The organism is Paraurantiacibacter namhicola (genome assembly GCF_001687545.1).
Classification (GTDB): domain Bacteria; phylum Pseudomonadota; class Alphaproteobacteria; order Sphingomonadales; family Sphingomonadaceae; genus Paraurantiacibacter; species Paraurantiacibacter namhicola.
In genome coordinates, this window is sequence record NZ_CP016545.1 from 1035019 (window position 1) to 1055795 (window position 20777).

Genomic DNA, 20777 nt, shown 5'->3' on the forward strand with positions numbered 1-20777 from the left:
CCGGAGCTTTTGATGGAATTGCAGGCCAGGAACCTGATTGGCGCCGCCAGTGTGCAGGGGGAGGGCGAAGCGTTCACAGCTTTCGACACCGGGCGCGGCGAGGAGAGAACGCCGCAGTACCGCTCCGCCACCAGCGAGCTCCTGGAGCAGGCCTGCGCCGGGGCGCATCAAGCGGCGCGCGTGTTTGCCGACAGCGACCGGGCCCTGCGCGCGCGCTTGCTCGAGACGATCGCCGCCAATCTGGGCAATATGGAAGATGCCATCGTCGTCCATGCCACCAGCGAGACCGGCCTTCCGGAAGCGCGCATCCGCGGCGAACTGGCGCGGACCATTTCGCAGCTGCGGCTGTTTTCCGGCGTTCTGACGGACGGCGCTTACCTCGACATTCGCGTGGATGATGCCTTGCCCGATCGTGCGCCCCCCAGGCCCGATCTGCGCGTTATCAATCGTCCGCTGGGGCCAGTGGCCGTGTTCGGCGCAAGCAACTTCCCGCTCGCCTTCAGCGTGGCGGGCGGCGACACTGCATCGGCGCTGGCGGCTGGCTGCCCGGTGGTGGTGAAGGCGCATCCGGCGCACCCTGCCACGTCCGAGCTGGCCGGGCGCGCGATCCAGCAGGCCGTGGCCGAATGCGGGCTTCCGGGCGGGGTGTTCTCCCTGCTTTTCGAAGCCGGTATCGAGATCGGCCAGGCGCTGGTTGCCGACGAAAGGATCAGGGCCGTGGGCTTCACCGGGTCGCGCAAGGGCGGGCTGGCACTCATGCAGATTGCGCAGTCGCGGACGGAACCGATCCCCGTCTATGCCGAGATGAGTGCGATCAATCCGGTGGTCCTGATGCCCGGCGCGCTGGCAGAGCGCGGCGCGGACATCGGACAGGCCTTTGCGGCCGCGCAGACGAATGGGGCTGGCCAGTTCTGCACCAACCCTGGCCTCGTGGTGGCGCTGGAAGGCGAGGGTGTGACACGCTTTATCGAAGGGGTCGCGCAGGCCTATGCCGCGATGGAGCCGGCCCCGATGCTGACACGCGGCATCCATGCGGCCTATTGCGAGGGCCTATCGCGCATGGCGGATCATGCCGGCGTCCGCATTGCCGCGCAGGCACCCGAAGGTGCGCAATTCACGAGCCGTCCCACGCTGCTGCAGACCAATGCCGAGACCTTCTTGGGCGACGATGCGCTTTCGCATGAGCTGTTCGGTGCGGCATCGCTGCTGGTCATGTGTCGTAACGAGGCGGAGCTCCACCGCGTGCTGCACTCGCTCGAAGGGCAGCTGACCGGGGCCGTGCACGTGGCGGATAGCGACCTGGACGCGGCGCGCGCTGTGGCGCGGATCCTGGAGGAGACGACGGGCCGCGTAATCTTCAACGGCTTCGGCACGGGGGTGGAAGTGGCGGATGCCATCATCCACGGCGGTCCGTTCCCTGCCACCAGTGACGGCCGAACGACCTCCGTCGGGAGCCTTGCCATCGCGCGCTTCCTGCGCCCCATCTGCTATCAGGGCGTGCCCCAGTCACTGCTTCCGGCTGACTTGCAGGATGCGGCTCTGGCGCGCCTGCCGCACCGGCGGAACGGGAAAATGCTGCTGCCTGAATAGGTCTGCACGGCAAATCCCTGCTTGCCGCCACGGCAATTCCCGCGAATATCGTTGCCGGGATAAAAATGGTGTAGCCCGCAAACGGCGCACCGGGAGAGGGACAATATGGAATCCGGCAAGACGACGAACATGCCGCTGGTGATCGCGATCGTATCGGTCGCGACGATCGGTGGCTTCCTGTTCGGTTTCGACAGCGGCGTGATCAACGGGACCGTGGATGGCCTGCGCCTTGCGTTCGATTCCGACGATGTCGGAACGGGTTTCAACGTCGCATCCATGCTGCTGGGCTGCGCAGTCGGTGCTTTCGTGGCCGGCCGGCTGGCCGATGTGATCGGGCGCAAGAAGACGCTGCTGATCGCGGCGGCCTGCTTCATCGTCAGCGCGTGGGGTTCGGGCATTGCCGGCTCCTCTACCGAATTCGTAATTTACCGGATCATCGGCGGTTTCGCGGTGGGCGCGGCGAGCGTGCTGGCCCCGGCCTATATCTCCGAAGTGACGCCCGCGCACTTGCGCGGGCGGCTCTCCAGCGTGCAGCAGATCATGATCATCATCGGCCTGACTGTCGCCTTCCTGTCCAATTACCTGCTGGCAGAATTTGCCGGTGCCTCGACCGCCCAGTTCTGGATGGGTTACGAAGCCTGGCGCTGGATGTTCTGGATCGAACTGCTGCCCGCCACGATCTTCCTGGTCGCGCTGCTCTTCATCCCCGAAAGCCCGCGCTACCTCGTCTCGCGCGAGGAAAAGGCGAAGGCCGAAGGCGTGCTCAGCCGCCTGTTCGGAGGTGACTTCGCGCGGCGTAAGTTGGGCGAGATCGAGCAATCCCTCGCCAGCGACCACAAGCCGCGCCTGTCCGACCTGCTGGATCGTGGCAGCGGCAAGATCCGCACCATCGTGTGGGTCGGCATCGGGCTGGCCGTGTTCCAGCAGCTCGTCGGCATCAATGTCGTCTTCTACTACGGCGCCGTGCTTTGGCAGGCGGTAGGCTTCAGCGAGAGCGATGCGCTGAAGATCAACATCCTGTCCGGCTCCATCTCCATCGCGGCATGCCTCGCCGCCATCGCATTGATCGACCGGATCGGGCGCAAGCCGCTGCTGCTGATCGGCTCGGTCGGCATGGCCATCACGCTCACCATCATGGCGCTAGCCTTCATGAGCGGCTCGCTGGTGGACGGCACGCTTGAGCTGTCGGACAATGCGGGTGTTGCCGCGCTTGTTGCTGCCAATGTCTATGTTGCCTTCTTCAACTTCAGCTGGGGCCCGGTGATGTGGGTGATGCTGGGCGAGATGTTCCCCAACCAGATCCGCGGATCCGGCCTGGCGGTGAGCGGCTTTGCCCAGTGGATCGCCAATTTCGGCATTACCATGACCTTCCCCATCATGCTGGCGACGATCGGCCTGACGGGGGCCTACGGCTTCTATGCCATCAGCGCGGCGATCTCTGTCGTCTTCGTGTGGATGATGGTGAAGGAAACCCGCGGCCGCGAGCTGGAGGACATGGAAGGCTGACCCCGCCGCGCCGGGTCAGCGGCGCGCGCGTTGCCATTCGTAGAGCGAGGGCACGCTCGTCACCTTCATGCCCAGCATCTCGGTATAGGGGTCCGGGCGGTAATCCAGGCGCAGCGGGCGGTTGCCATGCAGGCCGACCACACGGGCCATCGGGCCGCCGGAATCCTCCAGCACCACCAGCTCCTGCCCCGGAGCAACGTCGCCTTCGGCCAGCACCTTCAGGTTCCAGATGGTGTTAAAGCCGCCATGGCCCGGCTTCCAATATCCCGCGCCCCCGGCCCGGAACAGGTAGACCTGCGGGCTGCCGTCTTCCGCCGTGCCGTCCGGCCGAACATGAACGGTGATATTGTCATACAGGTTCTGGTGGTTGGCGCCGGCATGCTGGTCCAGCGTCGGTTCGTGCCAGCCTTCGGAATCCTTGTAGACCGACTTGGTGGACTGGGTATTGAAGCTGAAGGTGTGCTGCGTGGGATTGCGCACGGTCATGTTGTCCACCAGCACATTGTGCACATTACCGACATGCACCGCGTAATGCGCCTTGTGGTCGCCATAAGTCAGGATGTTGCGGATGGTGACGTTGGCCAGGTCGTCCGTCAGGACGGCGCTGTCGGCATCCTTGATATGCACATTGCTGATCCAGCCATTGTAGACGCCGGTGAAATAGACGCCGTTATAGCCGGCTTCGTTATGGTGCCCGAAATAGGGGTTATCCGGGAAGATCAGGCTGAAGTCCTGCAGGCCGACTTCGCTGATGTGGTCCCAGCGCGCGAAATTGGCCGGCACGGCGGAGGAAATGTCGTGCAGCAGCGGGTCCGCGATGGTGATGCGGTTGCCCTTCACGGCGGTGATCTTCGTGGCCTGCCGCACGAGCGGGCGCTCCGGAAATTCCCAGTGGCGCGAGCCGATAGTCCCGTCGAAATCGCCATAGATGGCCTGGATCAGCGGGCCGTTCTCGCCCGCCCGGTTGTGCCAGTTGATCTGCACCACGTCGCCCACTGAGACATTGCCAGTGCCGCCCAGCGTCAGTTCCATGGTCCCGCGCTTCCCGCGTGCGATATTGCCGAGATTCTCGATCGGGCGATCGAGCTCTTCCAGATATGTCGCATGGCGACCGCCGGGGAAGCGGGTCCAGATGAAGCCGCCCGTCCAGCTATAGGGCGAGAACAGCACATCCAGATTCTGGCCTTTCTGCCGCTCCCGCTTGTCATAGCGGACGAGGTATTCCTTGATTTCGTCGAAGGCGCCGCCCCCGTCGATCTGGTTCAGCGGGCGGGGCATGTACAATTGCGTGCCGCCAGCGCCGCTGCCCATGCCGGCAAGCACGATGCCGCTCTTCTCGATCCAGAGGATCTCGGTCAGCTGGTAACGGCCGGAATGCATCTGCACCCGAACCGGGCCCTCGGCCTCGTGCGCGGCGGCAAGGGCGGCCTTCAGGGCTACGCTGTCATCCAATCCGTCATCGGGTATCGCCCCGTAATCCGCCACGTCGATCATCGCGTCCACGCGCGGAATGGGCTTCACGCCATAGCCGTAACCGGCATAGGAGAAGTCCGGCAGGTAATTGTCCGCGATGGTCTTCGGGTCGGTCAGCAACTTGGGGATGCCCGGGCCTGCCGCCGCGCCTGCTGCCGCCGCCATGCCCAGCGCCGCTGCGGACACCGCACCGCCAAGCACGCCGAATTTCATCACCTTGCCCATGCCGAATGTGGCCATTGCGTCCCACTCCCAAGAAATTTCCCGATTGGTCTTGACCTCGATTGTCACCGGTGTCAACAAATCGGTCAACCGGTGTCATTACTTACCGATGGCATCGTAAGAGCGGGCGTCAGATCCGCCGACAGACACCTTTTGGGAGGAAACATGCTTCAGCAATCTACAGATGAGATGCGCCCCGCGCGCAGCACCCACGCATTCATGAAGGCCGCGCTGCTGGCCTCTGCCATCGCCATTGCCCCGCACGGCGCTGCGCTGGCGCAGGACGTCGGTGAGCCCGATGCGGTCGACTTGCCGCCTGTATCGGAAGGCGATGAAATCGTCGTGACCGGTGAAATCAGCCGGACAATCGAGAATTCCCTGGATGCGAAGCGCGCCCTTCCCGTGATCGGCGATGCCATCGTGGGCGATGAGATCGGCGACCTTCCCGACCTTTCCGTGGCGGAGACGCTGGAGCGGGTCGTGGGCGTCACATCCGACCGCTTCAAGGGCGGCTCCTCCGAACTGTCCGTGCGCGGCCTCGGCGCGTTCCTTGGCGCAAGCTATCTCAACGGGCGCGAGATTTCGTCCGGCAGTGACGGGCGCGACGTCAATTATGGCCAGTTCCCCAGCGAGCTGATCAATGGCGCCGTCATCTACAAGACGCAGCAGGCCAGTTTCATCGAAGGCGGCGTGTCCGGCATCATCGAATTGCAGACCCTGCGCCCGCTGGATTACGGTAAGCGCCGCCTGCAGCTGCAGTTCCTCGGCGGCTATTCGCCTTACGAGGACAAGGTGCGCGACGGCGAGCCTTTCAATTACCGGATCACCGGAAGCTATGTCGATCAGTTCCAGCTTGGTGACGGAGAGCTTGGCATCGCCATCGGCGGCCAGATCCGCCGCGACACGGCGCCGGAAGATTTCTACACCTCCAGCTCCACGTACCGGCCGTGCAACACGATCGAAGGCGTGGACAATTCCAACAATTGCAACTTCCGCACCGATGCGGCGGGCAACCCGACTGGCGCTGCGAACACCTATTTCGTGTCGAACCAGTATATCTACCGCGCGATGGCCACCCAGGCGGACCGCGATGCGGTGATCGGCACGCTGCAGTGGAAGCCGACTTCCAGCCTCGATATCAATCTGGATGCGCAATATTCCTATCGCAACGATGTCGAGGAGCGCGGCAATCTTGTGATCGCCGATGGTCGCCGCGATATCGAGCCCATCGAGATATCCCCGACCGGCGCGTTGCTGGCATGGCGCGGCGAGACGCGGCTGGAAAACCAGAGCGTGTGGCGCCAGCGCGAAGAAACCTACCTGGGCCTGGGCGGCAATATCGCATGGAGCGGTGACCGCCTGACTATCGCCGCCGATGTCTCCTATTCGCAGACCGAGCGCCGGCAGGACGAAAAGGACATGCGCATTCGCACGAACCAGCGCGTGTTCTTCACGGTCGATACGCGCGGTACGACCATCCCGAACCTGACCTTCGACAATGTGGCGCGCGTCGAAAGCGATACCGGCCTGCTGTTCGATCTCGACAACCATGATCTGTACGACAATGGCGCGCGTGCCCGTCGCCGCCTCGAGAATATCGACGACGATATCTTCGCGGTACGGCTGGATGGCCAGTACGAGATGGACGGCTTCTTCACCTCCATGCAGGCGGGCTTCCGCTTCGGCGAGCGTCGCCGTGTTCGCGATGACGGCATCGACGCGACGGTCGCGCTGGTAAATGGCTATGACAGCGCAGAGGCAATCGCCGCGCGCGAGAGCGAGTTCATCGTGGAAGACCTGTATTGCGGGTCCGACAGCCAGATGTGCGGCCTGACATTCGCATATTGGGAGCCCAATGCCCTGTTCCGCGCGCTGACCGGCAGTGACGATGCCGGCCTGCCGATGGGCTCCACGCTTTCGCCCGACGATGCCGATGTGACCGAGACGACTTATGCCGGTTACGTGCAGGCGAACTTCTCGACTTCGATCGGGGACATACCGGCATACGGCAATATTGGTGTCCGCGTGATCCGAACGGAGATCGAATCGCTCGGTATCAGCTCTGCCATCGTGACCATTCCGGGTGCGACAGCCGGAACGGTGGAGCTGGTCCCGACTGGCCCGACCACGGAGAATATCGAGCGCAATTCCTTCTGGAATTACCTGCCGAGTGCAAACCTGACGCTGGAAATCCGGGACGACATGCTGATGCGCTTTGCCGCATACAAGGCCATCGCCCGCCCCGATCCGGAGGCGATGAGCGCGGCGCTGACTTTCAGCGACGACGAGGTAGTGAATGTGGGCGATGCAGTCAGCGCCAGCGGCAACCCCTTCCTGGAGCCGCTCGACAGCTGGAACGTGGACTTCTCCTACGAATGGTATGCATCGCCGACCGATTCCGTGGCGGTGGCGATTTACTACAAGCGCCTGCAGACCGGCTTCGACACCGATATCAGCACCATCTCGCTGGATGTGAACGGCACCGCGACCCCGGTGACGATCGGCCGGACGGTGAATTCCGATCGGGAAAGCAGCCTCTTCGGCTTCGAAGTCGCCTTCAACCACACCATGGATTACCTGCCCGCCGGGCTCGACGGGCTGGGCTTCCAGGTGGCGTACAACTTCGCGGACTCCGACTTCGAATTCCCGGACCCGACCGTGCAGAACGGCCAGCCGCTGGCCGACTTCACCCGTCCGGCGAACATCCCGGGCTATTCGCGCCATTCCTTCAACGGGCAGCTGTTCTATGAAAATGGCCCGTTCACGGCGCGCCTCGCTTACAAGTGGCGTTCGCAATACTACAAGCCGTTCCGCAGTGCCGCGAACCGCTATGGCGGGCCGGAAGGCTTCCTGGACTTCTCCGCCAGCCTGAACCTGCTGGATGGCGTGCAGCTGCGCTTCCAGGCGCTTAACCTGACCGACGAACCCGCATTGCTGTACCGCCCGACGCGCGACAGCCTCGCCGAGGCAAGCTATTCGGGCACGCGGTATTTCGTCGGGCTGCGAGCCCGGTTCTGATCGTGGGAGTGGCCGATATAGCAAGCGATGGAATTCTCCCGGCCGAACACCGCGAGGTGTCGGCCAAGTTGATCCGGGCGAGGCGCAATGCCCGCGCCTTGCCCGGGTTTCCCGGCTCCGTGCCGGCCACGCTTGCGGAGGCCTATGCCCTGCAATCGCAGTCACTGGCCGCCTGGGCGGGCAATGTCGTCGGCTGGAAGGTCGGCGGTATTCCGCCCGCGCGGCGAGAGGCCTATCCGGCGGACTGGCTGGTCGGCCCGATCTTTGAAAGCGCGCGTCGCTTCACGCAGGACGGCGCTGTTTCAAAAATGCCGGTCTATGCCGGGGGCTTCGCCGCCATCGAGGCGGAGTTTGTCCTGCGCATCGGCGACGATGGCGAGGATGACCGGCTGTATATCGGCGCGGAAATCGCCAGCAGCCCCGTTCCCGACCTCAACGATTACGGGCCAGGTGCAATCATCAGCGATTTCGGCAACAACAACGGCCTGCTGGTGGGGGCAGAGGTGCAAGACTGGCGCGGCTTGACGGATATCGAAGTGGTGACGGTGATCGACGGGCAGGAAATCGGCCGCACGACTGTCGCCAGCGTGCGCGAAGGCGTGGAACGATCGGCAAATTTCCTGCGCGAGAACCTGGCATCGCGCCGCATCCCCCTCGTGCCCGGCACGCTGGTGTCATGCGGAGCGCTGACGGGCGTGCATGAATGCCCTGTGGGTGCCGTCGGCGAGATCGAGTTCATGGGGCTGGGAAGCCTGAAGATAGAGCTCGTCGACGCAGCTGGCGCGGACTGAGCGCCAAGCATATGACAAACGGCCCACATGTTACCCGCCGCATGGCGATTGCCGGCAGCGCCGCGCTGGCCGGGGCATGCTCGATGCGGCTCGGCGACAATTTCACCGCCTGCGACACCCACCCGCTGGATTACCCCACGGTGCAGGCCGTCGTGCGCTTCGGCGAGATGCTGACGGAGCGGTCCGGCGGCAAGTTCGGCCTCAGCATGTATGCCGGCGGGCAGCTGGGCAATGAGCGCGACACGCTGGAGATCACGAGCTTTGGCGGGATCGACTTCAACCGCGTCAACCTAGCGCCGCTCAATTCCATCGAGCCGCTGACCACGGTGGCCGCGCTGCCCTTCATCTTCGAGAGCACGCAGCACATGCGCAGCACGCTGGACGGGCCGATTGGCGAGGAGATCCTCGCTAGCCTGGAGCAGCACAATTTGATCGGCCTGTGCTTTTACGATTCCGGTGCGCGCAGCTTCTACAACACGCGCGGGCCCATCCGCACTCCGGAGGACATGAAGGGGCTGAAGCTCCGCGTCCCCGGGTCGGACCTGTTCGTGGCCATGGTGAAGTCGCTGGGCGCGGATGCCGTGCCCATGCCGCTGGACGAAGTTTACCAGTCGCTGGCGCAAGGCGTGATCGACGGGGCGGAAAACAACTGGCCCAGTTTCGAGCAGGGCCGCCATTTCGAAGTGGCGCGCTTCTACAGCCTGACCCGCCACCTGCTGGCGCCCGAAGTCTTCGTGATGAGCAAGCAGAGCTGGGACAAGCTGTCGCCTGAGGAGCAGGCCATCGTGCGCCAGTCCGCCAAGGACAGCGTGCCGATCATGCGCCAGCTGTGGGATGCGCAGGTCGCCCGCAGCCAGGAGGTCATCATGGCATCGGGCGTGGAAGTGAACGAGGTGGACCCGGCAGCATTCACCGACCGGATGAAGGGCATGTGGGCCGAGTTCATCACCACGCCGGACCAGCGCCGCCTGGTCGATGCCATCCTGGCAAACAGGCAGGGGGGCTGAGATGCAGCGTATCTCAACGATGCTGATCAATCTGGCCGCCCTTGGCCTGATTGCCATGACGGCCGTGATCGGATGGCAGGTGTTCGGGCGCTTCGTGCTCGATTCCAGCCCGTCATGGTCCGAACAGACCGCGCTGCTGCTGATGGTATGGTATGTGTTCTTTGCCGCTGCGGCCGGCGTGTGGGAGCGGTTCCATATCCGCATCGAAATCCTCGAACACCGCATGCAGGCCGCCAATGTGCGCAAGCTGCGGATTGCCATCCATGCCCTGATTGCGCTGCTGAGCCTCGCCATCGCGGTCTATGGCGGAATGCTGGCCTGGCTGGTGCACGACAATGTCATCCCTTCGCTCGGGCTCAGCCGTAGCTGGGCGTATGTCCCGCTGATGCTGGCGGGCGCGCTGATGGTGCTGTTCTCGCTGGGGCGGATACACAAGCGCTGGACGGAGAAGACCTGATGGAGATCCTGGTCCTCTTCGCAGTCCTCTTCCTGCTCCTCGCGCTGGGCGTGCCGGTGGCCTTTGCCCTGTTCGGCGCGGCACTGGCGGTTTTCGCGGTCATCGACATCCCGCTGATCGTGGCGGTGCAGCGCATGGCGGCGGGCATCAGTATCTTCACGCTGATGGCAATACCGTTCTTCATCTTTGCGGGCGACCTGATGTACCGCGCAGGGATTGCGGACCGGCTGGTCCGCGTGGCCGATGCTGCCTTCGGGCGCGTGCGCGGCGGGCTCGGCCTCGTCGATGTCGGCGCGAGCATGATGTTTGGTGCCGTATCGGGTTCCGCCATCGCCAGCGCCTCCGCCATCGGCTCCACCATGGTCCCGCTGATGGACGAGAAGGGCTACGACCGCGATTACTCCGTCAATGTCACCGTCACTGCGGCGGTGGTCGGCCTGCTGATCCCGCCCTCGCACAACATGATCATCTACGCCGCCGCTTCGGGCATCGGCGTATCCATCGGTGACCTGTTCCTGGCGGGGATCGTGCCCGGCCTTCTGACCGGCTTTATGTTGATGGTGACCGCATGGCTGGTGGCCCGCAAACGCAACCTGCCCACCGGCACATTCCCCGGCTGGCGGGCGTTCTTCCGCGCGCTGGTCTATGCGATTCCCGGCGTGATGACCGGCGTCATCATCATGGGCGGCATCCTGTCCGGCATCTTCACCGCCACCGAAAGCTCCGCCATCGCGGTGATCTACACGGTGCTGGTGGGCGCGCTGGTCTATCGTTCGCTGGGCCTGAAGGGCTTTTTCGAAGCGGCGCAGAAATCCGTCCGGACGGCCAGCATGGTGCTGTTCATCATCGCTGCCGCCACGGCCTTCGGCTTCGCGCTTGCGCTGCTGGAGGTGCCGGCGGAGCTGGCAGCACTGATCGGGCTGATGACGGACAATCCCATCCTGACGCTGCTAATCATCAACGTCATGCTGCTGGTGCTGGGCACTTTCATGGACATGGCCCCGCTGATCGTGATCTGCACGCCGATCTTCCTGCCAGTGGCCATGGCGACCGGCGTGGACCCGGTGCATTTCGGGATCATCCTGATGCTGAACCTGGGCATCGGTCTGGTGACGCCCCCGGTCGGCTCCGTCCTGTTTGTCGGGTCCGCTGTTGGCAATATCGCGATACCGGAGCTGGTGCGCACGATCTGGCCGTTCTACCTGACGCTGATCGCGGCGCTGGTGCTGGTGACATTCTGGCCGGACCTTTCGCTGGCCTTGCCGCGCGCTTTCCCCGCCTGATCTTCTGTCAAAAGGCGCCGCGACGAGCCGAGACTTGCACAGCGGTGCGTTTTGCGCCGATAGGACAGGAATGAACGGCCCGAACGGTACGAACGGCAGGGGTAGCCCCACCATTAACGACGTCGCGCGCATTGCCGAGGTGTCGAAAAAGACCGTCAGCCGGGTCATCAACAAATCGCCCTTGCTGAGCGAGAAGACGCGCAAGCATGTCGAAGGCGTGATCCGCGAAATCGGATATGTCCCGAACCTGCAGGCGCGCGCGCTGGCGCTGCGCCGCAATTTCATCGTCGCGGCAATCCATGACAATCCCAATGCGCAGTTCCTGGTAAAGGTGCAGCAGGGGATCCTGAGCGCAATCAAGGATAGCGAGTTCGGGCTGATGGTGCAGCCGGTGGATCGCCACTCCCCCACCATCGTGGACGATATCCGCGCCTTCCTGGAACGGCAGCGGCCTTACGGGGTGGTGCTGTTGCCGCCGATTTCCGAGAACGATGACATTGCGCGCCTGTGCGAGGAGCATGGCTGCCGCTTCGTGCGCATGGGATCGGTGAAGCTGGACAGCGATGACCGGGCAGTCGCCTCCAACGACCGGGAGGCCGTGCGCAAGGCGGTCACTTACCTGATCGACCGGGGCCATACACGCATCGGCCTGATCGAAGGACCGCAGGGCTTCACCAGCCCGCGGGAACGGCGTGCCGGCTTCGAGGAAGCGATGGCCGCCGCCGGGCTGAGCGTGGACGAGGAGCTTGTAAGTTCCGGGACATACACGTTCGAGTCCGGGGTCTCCGCCGGCCAGCAATTGATCGACCTGCCAAACCCGCCGACCGCCATTTTCGCCAGCAATGATGAAATGGCCATCGGCGCCATGATCGCGGCCCGCCGCCACGGCCTGCTGATCCCGGAAGACCTGTCCATCATCGGCTTCGACGATACGCCGCTTTCCAGCCATGTCTGGCCGGCGCTGACCACCGTGCACTGGCCGATCGTGGACATGGCGCACCTGGCTGCCAGCAAGCTGGTTGCCCCGGCAGGGGAGGAGCCCGACCCACGCTGGTTGCTGCCGTCCGAACTGATTGAACGCGCATCGGTGGTCGCCCCGAAGTCCTGAGCGCGCCGCCGCATACAGCGCGCCTGGAACAGCCATCTGAAACGCCCTTGCATCAGGATATGACACCGGTTACCTGATAGCCAAGCCATTGCAACCAGCTGCCAGACCCGCCGGTTGTCGACCAAACAAGTCCAGCAAGCGAGACATCCATGAAAATTGCCCTGATCAATGAGAACAGCCAGGCCGCCAAGAACGGCATCATCCATGACGCGCTGACTTCCGTGGCGGGCGAGCTGGGCCATGAAGTCCACAATTACGGCATGTATGCGGCAGAGGACGATGCGCAGCTGACGTACCCCATGGTGGGCCTGCTGACTGGCATCCTGCTCAATTCAGGCGCAGCGGACTTCGTCGTGACGGGCTGCGGCACCGGCACCGGCTCCATGCTGGCGGCAAACGCCATGCCGGGCGTGTTCTGCGGCCTGATCATCGACCCGACAGACGCCTTCCTGTTTGCCCAGATCAATGACGGCAATGCCATTGCCATGCCCTATGCCAAGGGCTTCGGCTGGGCGGCGGAACTGAACCTGCAGGATTGCTATCGCAAGCTGTTCGAAGGCGAGAGCGGGGTGGGCTATCCCAAGGAACGCGCCGCCATCATGGCCAAGAACCGCGGCGTGCTGGCAGACCTGAAATCCAAGACCTGTCACGACATGCTGACGGTGCTGAAGAATGTGGACCAGGACCTGCTGAAGAGCGCGATCGCGGGCGAGAAGTTCGGCGAGCTGTTCTACGCCAATTCCCAGGACGAGGCGATCAACGACTACCTGCGGAGCCTGTGAGAATGGCCGCGCATGCATTCGATCTGACGGGCAAGGCCGCGCTGGTCACCGGCGCGAATACCGGCATCGGGCAGGGCATCGCGGTTGCGCTGGCGAAAGCGGGCGCGGACGTGGCGTTGGTCGCCCGGCGCGATCCCTCCGAAACGCGCCAGCTGGTGGAAGCCGAGGGCGTACGCGCGCATATCGTGATGGCGGACCTCTCCAGCATCGAACCGTGCCAGCGCATCGTCGAGGAGACCGTGGCCGCGTTCGGCAAGGTGGATATCCTGGTCAACAATGCGGGCATCATCCGGCGCGAGGACGCACTCGATTTCTCGGAAGAGGATTGGGATGCGGTGATGGACGTCAACCTGAAGGTCCTGTTCTTCCTGAGCCAGGCCGTGGCACGCCACATGACCGGCTGGTCCAGCCAGGATGGCGCGCGGGGCAAGATCGTGAACATCGCCAGCATGCTGACTTTCCAGGGCGGCATCCGCGTACCCAGCTATACCGCCAGCAAGAGCGGTGTGGGCGGGCTGACCAAGCTGATGGCCAATGAATGGGCGGCCAAGGGCGTGAACGTGAACGCCATTGCGCCAGGCTATATCGCCACCAACAATACTGCCGCCTTGCAGGCGGATGAAACCCGCAACCGCCAGATCATGGAGCGCATTCCCGAAGGGCGCTGGGGCGATCCGGCGGATATCGGCGGGGCGGCAGTGTTCCTGTCCAGCAGTGCGGCCGATTACGTGCAGGGGCACATTCTTGCCGTCGACGGCGGATGGCTGGCGCGGTGAGCGGTCCCTCGGTCGCCTGTTTTGGGGAAATCCTGCTGCGCTACTCGCCCATGGGTGGCCGCTCCCTGGCAAGCAGCGATGCGATGGAAGTGCATGTCGGCGGGGCGGAGGCGAATGTCGCCGCGGCGCTGGCCAGCCTGGGCCATCCCGCCCGCATGGTCTCCACCGTGCCGGACAATCCCGTCGGCGACCGGGCCCTGCGCGAACTGCGCGCCCACGGGGTCGACTGCGCATCCATCGTTCGCAATGGCGGGCGCATGGGCGCCTATTTCTACGATCCGCCCGCCGGGCCTGTCGCTGCTGGCGTGACCTATGACCGTGAGGGCAGCGCCTTCGCCATGGCCGGCCGCCGCGCCTACGACATGGAAGCAACGCTGGATGGGGCGGGCCACCTGCACCTGTCCGGCATCAACCTGGCGGTGAGCGAGGAAAGCGCAGAGGCCGCCATCGCGCTTGCCGAACTGGCGGGCCGCAAGGGCATCGCGATAAGTTTTGACGGCAATTTCCGCCCCGCCTTGTGGGCCCGGACCAGCCGCCGCCCGCGCCCGCTGATCGGACGGCTGGTGTCCATGGCCGACCTGTTCTTTGGCAATCACAAGGACATCGCGCTGCTGCTGGAAGCCGAATTCTCCGGCGACGGGCCGGAACGCCGGCGCGAGGCGGCCTTGGCCGCGCTGGAAGCCTTCCCGAACCTCAAGGCCATCGCCTCCACCGCGCGGCACGTCCACGATTCTAGCACGCATTCCATCACCGCCCGGATCGATACGGCAGAGAGCAGTGCCGAAGCGCCGGAACGCAGGCTGACGGGCATCCTCGACCGGATCGGCACGGGCGATGCCTTTGCCGCAGGCGTGCTGCACGGCTGGCTGACGGACAGCGCGGACCTGGACCTCGCCGTGCGCAGCGGCAGCGCGCTTGCCGCCATCAAGCATTACCGGCCCGGCGACATCACCACTGTCAGCCGCACCGAACTCGATCTTGCTATGGAAGGAGCGCGGGATGTCCGTCGCTAAAAGTTTGCTGACGTTCTCTGCCGCCGCGATGGCGGCACAGCCTGTTGCAGCGAGCGCGCAAACGGTCCCGGCTTTCGAGCCTGCGGAAGGCGTGGCGCAATGCCGAGGCGTGCAAGGCTATGCGCAGGATTTCGACGGGCGTCGCACCTTCCTGTGGCGGCCGGTCTGGCTGGAAGGCATGGCGGCCCGCGCGCAGGCCGATGAAAAGGTACGCGGCAAGATCGTGCGCGATGGTGAGAAGGCGCTGGAGGTCGGGCCCATCAGCGTAACGGACAAGCCAAAGTTGCCGCCCGGCGCCTCGGCCAATGATTATGCCAGCATCGGCCCCTATTGGTGGCCGGATCCCAAGAAGAAGGACGGGCTGCCCTACGTGCGCCGCGATGGGGAGGTGAACCCGGAACGCGACGGCCCGGAATTCGACCGCAGCCGCATCCGCAACCTCGCAAACGCAATGGAAGACCTGGCGCTCGCTTTCTACATCACGGGCGACGAGCGGTTTGCCGAGCATGGCGCGATGCTGGCGCGCACGTTCTTCATTGATCCGGCCACGCGGATGAACCCGAACCTGAATTTCGCGCAGGGTGTGCCTGGCAAGGTCGATGGGCGCGGATACGGCATTATCGAGGCGATGGATTTCTCCACCATGGTGGAATCGTTCGGCGTCCTCGCGCCCTCCGCAGCTTTCGACAAGAACCTGCGCGCCGGGCTCCGTGGCTGGTTCAGGGATCTGGCGATCTGGATGGCGACCAGCGAGAATGGCGAGCAGGAAATGCGCGCCACAAACAATCACGGCGTGTTCTACGATTTCCTGTTGTCGCATTTCGGCCTGTTCGCGGGCGATCCGGGGGTCGCCACCAATATCGTGACGGCCTTCCCGGAATACCGGATCGGCCAGCAGATGGACAAGCAGGGTCGCTTCATCAGCGAGCTGAAGCGCACGCGCAGCTGGCATTATTCGCACTTCGTGGTCGAAGGCGCAGCGAAGCTGGCCACTATCGGCGAATGCGTGGGGCTGGATTTATGGTCGGCCACGACCGAGGACGGGCGCGGGCTGGACGATGCCTGGGCCTTCCTCCAGCGCTACGACGCCAATGCCACCGGCTGGCCGTTCCAGGATACAGACCTTGCGCGGGGCCGCTTCGACCGGATCAACAGCGCGAGGGCGGAAGTCGCCCTGCTGTTCGGTCGCGGGGCGGTTGCGGATGTTCCGGACGAGCTCCCCTAAGCCGGCTTAGCCGCCCTTGGGCGGCGAAGGCTTCGGGGCGGCCAAGCCGGAGCGCGAGAAGCGGATTGGCAGGCCGATGCCGGGAACGCCGGCTCCGTCGCCGCGCTCCATCTCCAGCTGCATCGCCCGGTGGCGGACCTGCGGATCGGCCAGCGCCTCTGCCACATTGTTGATCGGCCCCGCCGGGACATTTGCAGATTCCAGAGCGGTGAGCAGGTCGGCGCGCTTCCAGCTTGCAAGCGCATCGGCGATGGTCTGGCTCAGCGCTGCGCGGTGCTCCACGCGGCTCGCATTGCTCGCCCATTCGGCGCGCGGCGTAATGTCTGCCACTTCGCAGAAGCGCTGGAATTGCCGGTCATTCCCTACGGCGAGGATCAGCCAGCCATCATCGCAGGCAAAGGCCTCGTAAGGCGCGATATTGGGGTGCGCATTGCCCAGCCGCGTGGGTGCCTTGCCGCTGGCGAGGTAATTCATCGCCTGGTTGGCCAGCGTGCCGACCATCACGTCCAGCAGCGCCATGTCGACCTGCTGCCCGCGCCCGCTGACCTCCCGCTCTGCCAAAGCGGCCTGGATGCCGATCACGGCGTAAAGGCCGGTCAGTATGTCGGCATAGGCAACGCCGATCTTCTGCGGCGCGCCCGCCGGATCGCCCGTCAAATCCATGATGCCGGACATGCCCTGGATGATGAAATCATATCCCGCGCGGCCCGCATACGGCCCGTCCTGTCCGAAGCCGGTAATGGAGCAATAGACGAGGCGCGGGTTGAGCTGGGCCAGGCTGGCGTAATCGAGGCCATATTTGGCGAGGCCGCCGACCTTGAAGTTCTCGATCACCACGTCCGCATCCGCGATCAGCTCGCGCACGCGGGCCTGGCCTTCCGGCGTGCCAAAATCGACCACTTCGCTGGTCTTCCCGCGATTGGCCGCGTGGAAATAGGCCGCGTCCTCGGACCCATCGGGATTGGTGATGAAGGGCGGGCCCCAGCGGCGGGTGTCGTCACCGTCCGGGCTTTCGACCTTGATGACCTCTGCCCCAAGGTCCGCCAACACCTGTCCGGCCCATGGCCCTGCCAGGATACGCGCCAGCTCCACGACCTTCAGGCCGGCAAGGGGCGGCGCGTCCGTCGGCATCAGAAGGCGGCGATCCCCGTGATGGCGCGGCCCAGGATCAGGGCGTGCACATCGTGCGTGCCTTCATAGGTGTTGACCGTTTCCAGGTTCAGCATGTGGCGCATCACCTGGTATTCGCCCGAAATGCCGTTGCCGCCATGCATGTCGCGCGCCGCGCGGGCGATGTTCAGCGCCTTGCCGACATTGTTGCGCTTCACGATGGAGATCATCTCCGGCGCGAAATTGCCGGCATCCATCAGCCGCCCGACGCGCAAGGATGCCTGCAGGCCGAGCGAGATCTCGGTTGCCATGTCGGCCAGCTTCAACTGGTACAGCTGCTTGGAGGCCAGCGGCACTTCGAACTGGTGCCGGTCGAGCCCGTATTGCCGCGCCGCGTGGTAGCAGAATTCGGCCGCGCCCATGCTGCCCCAGCTGATGCCGTAACGGGCACGGTTGAGGCAGCCGAACGGGCCCTTCATGCCCTCGACATTGGGCAGCAGCGCATCCGCGCCCACCTTGACCTCGTCCATTTGGATCATGCCGGTGGTGCTGGCGCGCAGCGACAGCTTGCCTTCGATCTTGGGCGCTTCCAGCCCCTTCATGCCCTTTTCCAGCACGAAGCCGCGGACCTTGCCGCCATGCGCTTCGGACTTGGCCCAGACCACGAAGACGTCCGCGAAGGGGGAGTTGGAGATCCAGGTCTTCGCGCCGCTGATGGAATAGCCATCGCCATCCTTCTTCGCGACGGTGCGCATGCCGGCGGGATCGCTGCCCGCGTCCGGTTCGGTCAGGCCGAAGCAGCCGATCAGCTCACCCGAGGCGAGGCCGGGCAGGTATTTGCGGTGCTGTTCGTCCGAACCATAGGCGTGGATGGGATACATCACGAGGCTGGACTGGACGCTGGCCATGGAGCGGTATCCGCTGTCCACCCGCTCGATCTCGCGCGCGACGAGGCCATAGGCGACATAGCTTGCGCCCGATCCGCCGAATTCCTCGGGGATGGTGACGCCCAGCATGCCGGCCTCTCCCATCGCGGGGAACAATTCGCGCGCATCGACCTCGTTCGCGAAGTCCTCGATCACGCGCGATTGCAGCGTGTCCTGCGCGAACGCGTGTGCGGAATCGCGGATCATCCGCTCTTCTTCGCCCAGCTGGTCTTCCAGGTTCAGTGGATCGGCCCAGTCGAAAGGCACCATGCCTGCCATCGATATAGTCTCCTTTGAAACCGCCCCTAGCGTGCCGCGCGGCCAAGGCCAATGCCGCGTTGGCGGGAAATGCGAAACTTCGCGTGCGCGCGGTGCATTGACCGGGTGCGCTTGCAATCGGCAGCGCAGGTGGGCAGGTGATTTGCCAAGATAGTTTCAGTCGAAAGGATTTCGCATGCGGCAGGTCGACCATTTCATTTCGGGCGGGGCGGGCGGTGCCGGCAGCGGCCGCACGCACAAGATCTGGAACCCCTCGACCGGCGAAGTGCAGGCGGAAGTGCCGCTGGGCGATGCCGCCCTGCTGGACCGCGCAATTGCCAAGGCCAAGGAAGTGCAGCCGGAATGGGCCGCCACCAACCCGCAGCGCCGCGCCCGCGTGATGTTCGAATTCAAGCGGCTGGTGGAAGCGCACAAGCAGGAGCTGGCAGAGCTGCTCAGCTCCGAACACGGCAAGGTGGTGGACGATGCGCATGGCGATGTGCAGCGCGGGCTGGAAGTCATCGAATATGCCTGCGGCATCCCGCAGGCGCTGAAGGGTGAGTATACGAACGGCGCAGGCCCGGGCATCGATGTCTATTCCATGCGCCAGCCGCTGGGCATCGGCGCTGGCATCACGCCGTTCAACTTCCCGGCCATGATCCCGATGTGGATGTTCGGCATGGCGATTGCGGCGGGCAACGCCTTCATCCTGAAGCCTTCGGAGCGCGATCCCAGCGTGCCGGTGCGCCTGGCAGAGCTGTTCCTGGAAGCTGGCGCGCCGGAGGGGCTGCTACAGGTTGTCCACGGCGACAAGGAGATGGTCGATGCCATCCTGGACCACCGCGACATCGCCGCGATCAGCTTCGTCGGCAGCAGCGATATCGCGCAGTACATCTATTCGCGCGGGGTCGATAACGGCAAGCGCGTGCAGGCCTTCGGCGGGGCCAAGAACCACGGCATCGTCATGCCGGATGCCGATCTGGACCAGGTTGTGAACGACCTTGCCGGGGCAGCTTTCGGCTCTGCCGGGGAACGCTGCATGGCGCTGCCCGTGGTCGTCCCGGTGGGCGAGGATACCGCCGACAAGCTGCGCGAGAAGCTGATCCCCGCGATCAATGCCCTGCGCGTTGGCGTGTCGAACGATCCCGAGGCGCATTACGGCCCGGTCGTGACGCCCGAGCACAAGGCGCGCGTGGAGGGCTGGATCGACACGGCCGAAAAGGAGGGCGCCGAAGTCGTGATCGACGGGCGCGGCTTCACCCTGCAGGGGCATGAGGACGGCTTCTTCGTCGGCCCGACGCTGCTGGACCGAGTCACTACCGACATGGAAAGCTACAAGGAAGAAATCTTCGGGCCCGTGCTGCAGATCGTGCGCGCGAAGGATTTCGAGGAGGCCGTGCGCTTGCCCAGCGAGCACCAGTATGGCAACGGCGTCGCCATCTTCACCCGCAACGGTCACGCCGCGCGTGAATTCGCGCACCGGGTGAATGTGGGCATGGTTGGCATCAACGTGCCGATCCCCGTGCCTGTCAGCTATCACAGCTTCGGCGGCTGGAAGCGCAGCGGCTTCGGCGACATCGACCAGTACGGCCAGGAAGGCCTGCGCTTCTGGACCAAGACCAAGAAGGTGACGCAGCGCTGGCCCGATGGCGGCGGCGATGGCAGCAATGCCTTCGTGATTCCGACGATGGGGTGAATGCGATGAAGGTTCTTCTGATTGCGATGTCGTCGCTTGCGCTTGTCGCCTGCCAATCCGGCGACTCGCCAGAGCCCACTCCGTCAGAGACCATGATGCCGGTAGAGCCCGATGGCGGCATCGGAGATGGCGCGACCCCGCTGCCGGAATTGCTGGCGGAGCAGGCTGCCGACGGCGTGGCAGACGATGCCATCACCGATCCGGACCTTGCGAAGGGTGAGATCCCGGCTCGTTTCCGCGGCGTGTGGGATTACATCGAGGGAACGTGCGACCCGGCCTCGGACATGCGGATGGACATCTCGGCCCGCGAAGTCCGCTTCTACGAGTCCGACGGGCAGGTAACGTCGACCGGCCAGGACGGCGATGCCGCCATCGTCGATCTCGCCATGAGCGGTGAGGGCGAAGAGTGGTTCCAGAGCACCCGCCTGCAATTGTCGGAAAACGGAGATCGCTTGTTTGTCACGGATGCGACCAAGGAAAACCTGACGGACGACTATCCCCGCAAGCGCTGCCCGCAAGGCTGAGAAAACCGCCAC

At 64.5% G+C, this 20777-nt stretch carries 17 protein-coding genes; 14 read left to right on the plus strand and 3 right to left on the minus strand.

All coding sequences use genetic code 11. The annotated features are described in order from the left end of the window. Positions 1-12: 12 nt before the first annotated feature. The gene (locus A6F65_RS05005; RefSeq protein WP_067786491.1) at positions 13-1590 is read left to right on the plus strand and encodes an aldehyde dehydrogenase (NADP(+)); all 1578 of its coding nucleotides are present in this window, start codon (positions 13-15) and stop codon (positions 1588-1590) included. A 105-nt stretch (positions 1591-1695) separates the two neighbouring features. After that, the gene (locus A6F65_RS05010) at positions 1696-3096 is read left to right on the plus strand and encodes a sugar porter family MFS transporter (protein ID WP_067786494.1); all 1401 of its coding nucleotides are present in this window, start codon (positions 1696-1698) and stop codon (positions 3094-3096) included. A 15-nt stretch (positions 3097-3111) separates the two neighbouring features. On the opposite strand, the gene A6F65_RS12690 is transcribed toward A6F65_RS05010, so the two are convergent. After that, the gene (locus tag A6F65_RS12690) at positions 3112-4809 is read right to left on the minus strand and encodes a glycosyl hydrolase family 28-related protein (protein ID WP_169817006.1); all 1698 of its coding nucleotides are present in this window, start codon (positions 4807-4809) and stop codon (positions 3112-3114) included. Positions 4810-4956: 147 nt separating this feature from the next. On the opposite strand from A6F65_RS12690, the gene A6F65_RS05020 reads away from it, so the two are divergent. The 10 genes from A6F65_RS05020 (at position 4957) to A6F65_RS05065 (ending at position 16251) form a co-directional block, all read left to right on the plus strand. Further along, positions 4957-7809, plus strand: coding sequence for a TonB-dependent receptor (locus A6F65_RS05020; protein ID WP_169817007.1), 2853 nt, complete (start codon positions 4957-4959; stop codon positions 7807-7809). 8 nt (positions 7810-7817) lie between these two features. Beyond that, positions 7818-8600, plus strand: a complete 783-nt coding sequence (locus A6F65_RS05025; protein WP_067786498.1) for a 2-keto-4-pentenoate hydratase — start codon at positions 7818-7820, stop codon at positions 8598-8600. A gap of 11 nt (positions 8601-8611) precedes the next feature. Then, on the plus strand, positions 8612-9607 hold the full coding sequence (locus A6F65_RS05030; protein WP_067786500.1) for a TRAP transporter substrate-binding protein: 996 nt from the start codon (positions 8612-8614) through the stop codon (positions 9605-9607). 1 nt (position 9608) lies between these two features. Beyond that, positions 9609-10064 (plus strand): TRAP transporter small permease, encoded by a 456-nt coding sequence (locus A6F65_RS05035; RefSeq protein WP_067786502.1) that lies wholly within the window; start codon positions 9609-9611, stop codon positions 10062-10064. Beyond that, positions 10064-11347: a TRAP transporter large permease gene (locus A6F65_RS05040; protein ID WP_067786504.1), complete on the plus strand. Its 1284-nt coding sequence runs from the start codon at positions 10064-10066 to the stop codon at positions 11345-11347. The genes A6F65_RS05035 and A6F65_RS05040 overlap by 1 nt, the downstream gene beginning before the upstream one ends. Positions 11348-11417: 70 nt before the next feature. Continuing rightward, the gene (locus tag A6F65_RS05045) at positions 11418-12455 is read left to right on the plus strand and encodes a LacI family DNA-binding transcriptional regulator (RefSeq protein ID WP_067786506.1); all 1038 of its coding nucleotides are present in this window, start codon (positions 11418-11420) and stop codon (positions 12453-12455) included. A 149-nt stretch (positions 12456-12604) separates the two neighbouring features. Continuing rightward, positions 12605-13237, plus strand: coding sequence for an RpiB/LacA/LacB family sugar-phosphate isomerase (locus A6F65_RS05050; protein WP_067786508.1), 633 nt, complete (start codon positions 12605-12607; stop codon positions 13235-13237). A 2-nt stretch (positions 13238-13239) separates the two neighbouring features. Then, positions 13240-14013: a 2-dehydro-3-deoxy-D-gluconate 5-dehydrogenase KduD gene (gene kduD / locus A6F65_RS05055; RefSeq protein ID WP_067786510.1), complete on the plus strand. Its 774-nt coding sequence runs from the start codon at positions 13240-13242 to the stop codon at positions 14011-14013. Then, a complete protein-coding gene (locus A6F65_RS05060; protein ID WP_237164889.1) occupies positions 14010-15026 on the plus strand; it encodes a sugar kinase in 1017 nt (338 codons plus the stop codon). The genes kduD and A6F65_RS05060 overlap by 4 nt, the downstream gene beginning before the upstream one ends. After that, positions 15013-16251: an alginate lyase family protein gene (locus A6F65_RS05065; protein WP_083989242.1), complete on the plus strand. Its 1239-nt coding sequence runs from the start codon at positions 15013-15015 to the stop codon at positions 16249-16251. Before A6F65_RS05060 ends, A6F65_RS05065 begins: the two co-directional genes overlap by 14 nt. Positions 16252-16257: 6 nt before the next feature. On the opposite strand, the gene A6F65_RS05070 is transcribed toward A6F65_RS05065, so the two are convergent. After that, the gene (locus tag A6F65_RS05070; protein ID WP_067786516.1) at positions 16258-17382 is read right to left on the minus strand and encodes a CaiB/BaiF CoA transferase family protein; all 1125 of its coding nucleotides are present in this window, start codon (positions 17380-17382) and stop codon (positions 16258-16260) included. Continuing rightward, on the minus strand, positions 17382-18557 hold the full coding sequence (locus tag A6F65_RS05075; RefSeq protein WP_067790094.1) for an acyl-CoA dehydrogenase: 1176 nt from the start codon (positions 18555-18557) through the stop codon (positions 17382-17384). The genes A6F65_RS05070 and A6F65_RS05075 overlap by 1 nt, the downstream gene beginning before the upstream one ends. Before the next feature lie 184 nt (positions 18558-18741). Here A6F65_RS05075 and A6F65_RS05080 point away from each other — a divergent pair, with 184 nt between their 5' ends. Next, positions 18742-20241: a CoA-acylating methylmalonate-semialdehyde dehydrogenase gene (locus A6F65_RS05080; RefSeq protein WP_067786518.1), complete on the plus strand. Its 1500-nt coding sequence runs from the start codon at positions 18742-18744 to the stop codon at positions 20239-20241. 5 nt (positions 20242-20246) lie between these two features. After that, complete coding sequence (locus tag A6F65_RS05085) at positions 20247-20765, plus strand: hypothetical protein (RefSeq protein ID WP_157093062.1); 519 nt, start codon at positions 20247-20249, stop codon at positions 20763-20765. The last annotated feature ends 12 nt before the right edge of the window (positions 20766-20777 follow it).

Bases quoted from the DNA above. Each gene is read 5' to 3' on its own strand.
- A6F65_RS05005 (WP_067786491.1), top strand. From the start codon at position 13: ATGGAATTGCAGGCCAGGAACCTGATTGGCGCCGCCAGTGTGCAGGGG.
- A6F65_RS05010 (WP_067786494.1), top strand. From the start codon at position 1,696: ATGGAATCCGGCAAGACGACGAACATGCCGCTGGTGATCGCGATCGTA.
- A6F65_RS12690 (WP_169817006.1), bottom strand. From the start codon at position 4,809: ATGGCCACATTCGGCATGGGCAAGGTGATGAAATTCGGCGTGCTTGGC.
- A6F65_RS05020 (WP_169817007.1), top strand. From the start codon at position 4,957: ATGCTTCAGCAATCTACAGATGAGATGCGCCCCGCGCGCAGCACCCAC.
- A6F65_RS05030 (WP_067786500.1), top strand. From the start codon at position 8,612: ATGACAAACGGCCCACATGTTACCCGCCGCATGGCGATTGCCGGCAGC.
- A6F65_RS05035 (WP_067786502.1), top strand. From the start codon at position 9,609: ATGCAGCGTATCTCAACGATGCTGATCAATCTGGCCGCCCTTGGCCTG.
- A6F65_RS05040 (WP_067786504.1), top strand. From the start codon at position 10,064: ATGGAGATCCTGGTCCTCTTCGCAGTCCTCTTCCTGCTCCTCGCGCTG.
- A6F65_RS05045 (WP_067786506.1), top strand. From the start codon at position 11,418: ATGAACGGCCCGAACGGTACGAACGGCAGGGGTAGCCCCACCATTAAC.
- A6F65_RS05050 (WP_067786508.1), top strand. From the start codon at position 12,605: ATGAAAATTGCCCTGATCAATGAGAACAGCCAGGCCGCCAAGAACGGC.
- kduD (WP_067786510.1), top strand. From the start codon at position 13,240: ATGGCCGCGCATGCATTCGATCTGACGGGCAAGGCCGCGCTGGTCACC.
- A6F65_RS05065 (WP_083989242.1), top strand. From the start codon at position 15,013: ATGTCCGTCGCTAAAAGTTTGCTGACGTTCTCTGCCGCCGCGATGGCG.
- A6F65_RS05070 (WP_067786516.1), bottom strand. From the start codon at position 17,382: ATGCCGACGGACGCGCCGCCCCTTGCCGGCCTGAAGGTCGTGGAGCTG.
- A6F65_RS05075 (WP_067790094.1), bottom strand. From the start codon at position 18,557: ATGGTGCCTTTCGACTGGGCCGATCCACTGAACCTGGAAGACCAGCTG.
- A6F65_RS05080 (WP_067786518.1), top strand. From the start codon at position 18,742: ATGCGGCAGGTCGACCATTTCATTTCGGGCGGGGCGGGCGGTGCCGGC.
- A6F65_RS05085 (WP_157093062.1), top strand. From the start codon at position 20,247: ATGAAGGTTCTTCTGATTGCGATGTCGTCGCTTGCGCTTGTCGCCTGC.